Below are 2,902 nucleotides of genomic sequence, written 5' to 3' on the forward strand. Positions count from 1 at the left end.
GCTGCGATCTTGGCCAACGCGTTGGCGGCGGCGGCCGAGAGACGCTGGTCCGGCTGCCTGGCGACCCAGCGCGAGCCGAGCACAATGGCTTCGATCTCCTCGTCGCTGAACATCAGCGGCGGCAGCATGAAGCCGGGCTTGAGCACATAACCCAACCCCGCCTCACCTTCGATCGGCGCGCCCTGGCCCTGCAGCGTGGCGATGTCGCGGTAGAGCGTGCGGATCGAAACGCCCGTCTCGTCGGCAAGCATGTGCCCGCTCACCGGCCGGCGATGCCGGCGCAAGCACTGTATGAGGTCGAGCAGGCGTTCGGAGCGGGACATCGAGCAGATTTGCCTGTTTCTTTGACATTGGTCCATCGCCGGCAGACATAAACCGGAGAGGCCGACCTGTCGGACTTGGTTGCGAAGCCGGTTGCCCTATGTCAAAAGCGGCCACGCCGTTCGGAGTTGCCCCCGCTTGAAGTCTTTTCGCGACAAACGCCGCGACAACCGTCCACATCCATCCGCCAAGAGTGCGGCGGACGTGTCACGCCCGCGTCCCGGCCAGGCTCCTGCCAGACCGGAAGCGCCACCGCGCGAGCGCCATGAGGCGAAGACGGAAAATCGTTCCGAACCGAACTCGGCGCCGCGCATCCTGGCCCGCCGCGAAGGCGCTCTGCCCGCCGAACATCTTCCCGTGATCCTGGAAGTGGCGCCCAATGCCGATTATGCGCTGCTCGACAGCGGCACCGGCCAGAAGCTCGAACAATATGGCCCCTACCGGATCGTGCGGCCAGAGGGTCAGGCGATCTGGCAAAAGGCATTGCCGGCAAAGGAATGGGAGCGCGCCGACGCCGTCTTCACCGGAGACACCGACGAGGAGGGGATCGGCCGCTGGCGTTTCCCGAAGCTGCCGCTCGGCGAGACCTGGCCGATGAAGCATGACGGCATCGACTATCTCGGCCGTTTCACCTCGTTTCGTCATGTCGGCGTCTTTCCCGAGCAGGCCTCCCACTGGGACCACATGGCCGGGCTGATCGCGGCGGCGAAGCGGCCGGTCAAGGTTCTGAACCTGTTCGGCTATACCGGTCTCGCTTCCTTGGTGGCGGCTCGCGCCGGTGCCGAGGTCACCCATGTCGATGCCTCGAAGAAGGCGATCGGCTGGGCCCGCGAAAACCAGGAGATGGCCGGCCTCGGCAGCAAGCCGATCCGCTGGATCGTCGACGACGCGGTGAAATTCGCCGAGCGCGAGGAGCGCCGCGGCAGCCGCTACGATATCATTCTGTTCGACCCGCCGGCCTATGGCCGTGGCCCCAAGGGCGAGGTCTGGCAATTGTTCGAGGACCTGCCGGATTTGACCGACCTCTGCCGGGCGATCCTGACGCCGAAGCCGCTCGCCGTGGTGCTGACCGCCTACTCGATCCGCGCCTCCTTCTTCGCCATCCACGCCCTGATGCGCGATACCTTTGCCGGTATGGGCGGCAAGGTTGAATCGGGTGAGCTGATCATCCGCGAAAAGTCCGCCGGCCGGGCGCTATCGACCTCATTGTTTTCGCGTTGGGTGGCTGAATGAACGAGCGGCATGCAGGCGCACCCGGCCAGGTGAAGGAGGTCACCAGCCTCGCCAATCCGCTGGTCAAGGACATCAAGGCGCTCGCTCAGAAGAAATTCCGCGACCAGCAGAACGCCTTCATGGCCGAGGGATTGAAGCTGGTCATCGATGCGCTCGATCTCGGCTGGCAGATCAGGACATTGGTTTTCGCCAAGGCCGGGCGCGGCAACGCTGCCGTGGAGAAGGTGGCCGCACGCACGGTTGCGGCAGGCGGCATGGTGCTCGAAGTGTCGGAGAAGGTGCTGGTCGCCATCACCCGTCGCGACAACCCGCAAATGGTGGTCGGCGTCTTTTCGCAAAAATTCCTCGCCCTGAAAGATGTCCGCGCTGACAATGGCGACGTCTGGGTGGCGCTCGACCGGGTGCGCGACCCCGGCAATCTCGGCACCGTCATCCGCACCGTCGATGCCGTCGGCGCCAAAGGCGTCATCCTGGTCGGCGATACCACTGATCCATTCTCCGTGGAGACGGTGCGTGCCACCATGGGTTCGATCTTTGCCGTGCCGGTGGCGAAGGCGACAACCGAGGCTTTCCTCGCCTGGCGAGGCGGGTTTTCAGGCCTCGTCGCCGGAACCCACCTGAAAGGCGCCGTCGACTACCGCTCGGTCGATTTTTCCCGCGGGCCCGTGCTGCTGATGATGGGCAACGAGCAGCAGGGACTGCCCGAAAGCCTGGCTGCGAGTTGCGACAGGCTGCTCAGGATTCCGCAAGCGGGCCGTGCCGATTCGCTCAATCTGGCCGTTGCCACCGGCATCATGCTGTTCGAGATCCGGCGCGGCGCGCTGAAGCTCGAGTCAATCCTGGACCAGCAATGAAGGTTGCCTGCCCGTGAGATCATGGTCTCCCTACGCATTGCTCGTCGTCGCGGCCATCGCGCTCGACCAGTGGATAAAATACCTGGTCGAGGCCGATCTGCCTTTTCAGGAGAAGGTTGATCTGCTGCCCTTCCTGGCGCTGTTTCGCACCTACAATACCGGCATCGCCTTCTCGATGTTCTCGTCCTTCGGCGACACCGGGCTGATCGTCATTTCGCTCGCCGTCGTTGCCTTCGTGCTGTTCCTGGCGACGCGGATCGCGCCGTCCCAGATCCTTGCCCGCACCGGCTTTGCGCTGATCGTCGGCGGCGCGCTCGGCAATCTGATCGACCGCGCCGTCTACGGCCACGTCATCGACTACATCCTGTTCCACACGCCGGTCTGGTCCTTCGCCGTCTTCAACCTTGCCGACGCCTTCATTTCGGTTGGTGCGGCACTGGTCGTCTTCGACGAGCTGTTCGGCTGGCGGCGCGAACCCAAAGCCAGTCCTTCCA

At 64.4% G+C, this 2,902-nt stretch carries 4 protein-coding genes; 3 read left to right on the plus strand and 1 reads right to left on the minus strand.

Annotated features, from left to right (window positions below):
• A partial coding sequence (locus EN879_RS30650; RefSeq protein ID WP_127274467.1) for an HTH domain-containing protein occupies positions 1-323 on the minus strand: 323 nt, incomplete at its 3' end.
• Between the two features lie 136 nt (positions 324-459).
• On the opposite strand from EN879_RS30650, the gene EN879_RS30655 reads away from it, so the two are divergent.
• From EN879_RS30655 to lspA, 3 genes are all read left to right on the plus strand, one after another.
• Positions 460-1,554 (plus strand): class I SAM-dependent rRNA methyltransferase, encoded by a 1,095-nt coding sequence (locus EN879_RS30655; RefSeq protein WP_063169011.1) that lies wholly within the window; start codon positions 460-462, stop codon positions 1,552-1,554.
• Positions 1,551-2,408 carry an RNA methyltransferase gene (locus EN879_RS30660; protein WP_063169012.1) on the plus strand — a complete coding sequence of 286 codons (858 nt, stop codon included), beginning with the start codon at positions 1,551-1,553 and terminating at the stop codon, positions 2,406-2,408. Before EN879_RS30655 ends, EN879_RS30660 begins: the two co-directional genes overlap by 4 nt.
• Before the next feature lie 13 nt (positions 2,409-2,421).
• Positions 2,422-2,902: signal peptidase II (gene lspA / locus EN879_RS30665; RefSeq protein WP_127274468.1), on the plus strand; the 481-nt coding region annotated here is incomplete at its 3' end.

This window comes from Mesorhizobium sp. M7A.F.Ca.AU.002.02.1.1 (assembly GCF_003998535.1).
Lineage (GTDB): Bacteria > Pseudomonadota > Alphaproteobacteria > Rhizobiales > Rhizobiaceae > Mesorhizobium > Mesorhizobium ciceri.